Source organism: Photobacterium sp. R1 (genome assembly GCF_054600795.1).
Genome location: NZ_BAAHZP010000339.1, coordinates 1 through 312 on the forward strand (window position 1 = coordinate 1; position 312 = coordinate 312).

Genomic DNA, 312 nt, shown 5'->3' on the forward strand with positions numbered 1-312 from the left:
TTTCAGCCAGTTCACCGTCGCGCTCCTTTATCGCTGCCAGAATCTGTGTGTGCTCGTTCAGTGCCCGTTCCGGACGTGAATGCGAGCGCGGTGACTGATAGCGGTACATACGCAGCAGGTGATACAACTCATCGCACAACAAGCTGATTAACTTGCGGTTTCGACTGGCTTTGATGATCCGGTAGTGGAAATCGAAATCACCGTGCTGGTGAAAATAGGAGGCACCATCGACCTGCTCAATATGGGTCTGATGGGTTTGCAATAAGGTTTCCAGTCCGGCGATTTCTTCATCCGTGATGTTTTCACAGGCCT

At 51.3% G+C, this 312-nt stretch carries 1 protein-coding gene; it reads right to left on the reverse strand.

The window, feature by feature from the left end; all coding sequences use genetic code 11:
• On the reverse strand, window positions 1–312 hold a 312-nt coding region (locus ACYP03_RS25320; RefSeq protein ID WP_459782575.1), incomplete at both ends, for a GntR family transcriptional regulator.